The sequence below is a fragment of the Amycolatopsis sp. A133 genome, assembly GCF_031082405.1.
GTDB lineage: Bacteria > Actinomycetota > Actinomycetes > Mycobacteriales > Pseudonocardiaceae > Amycolatopsis.
Map to the genome: position 1 here is coordinate 1 of NZ_JAVHJU010000018.1, position 631 is coordinate 631.

General features: G+C 56.9%; 1 rRNA gene. It reads left to right on the forward strand.

What is annotated here, in order from left to right:
• Positions 1-631: ribosomal RNA gene (locus tag Q5425_RS16540) — 23S ribosomal RNA — on the forward strand; the annotation flags it as partial.

The following is a 631-nucleotide window of genomic DNA, read 5'->3' on the forward strand; positions in this document are numbered from 1 at the left end:
ATAGCTCACTGGTCAAGTGGTCCTGCGCCGACAATGTAGCGGGGCTTAAGCACACCGCCGAAGCTGTGTCATTGACACAATAGATCCGCTTGTCCCCTTGAGGGACTTGTGTAGTCGTGTTGATGGGTAGGGGAGCGTCCTGCATCCAGGGAAGCCGTGGCGGAAGCTAGCGGTGGAGGGTGTGGGAGTGAGAATGCAGGCATGAGTAGCGAATGCAGAGTGAGAAACTCTGCCGCCGGATGACCAAGGGTTCCTGGGCCAGGCTAATCCGCCCAGGGTAAGTCGGGACCTAAGGCGAGGCCGACAGGCGTAGTCGATGGACAACGGGTTGATATTCCCGTACCCGAGCATGTGCGCCCATGACGAGGCGTTTGATACTAACCACCCAAAGCCATTGTCCAATGTCTTCGGACGGAGGATGGTGTGTGGAGCGTGGGACCTGATTTCGTAGTAGTCAAGCGATGGGGTGACGCAGGAAGGTAGCTCCGCCAGGCGATGGTTGTCCTGGTGTAAGCGTGTAGGCCGTCATGTAGGCAAATCCGCATGGCAATAGGCTGAGACGTGATGCGTAGCCGTTTGAGGCGAAGTAGAGTGATCCTATGCTGCCGAGAAAAGCCTCTAGTGAGTGCAT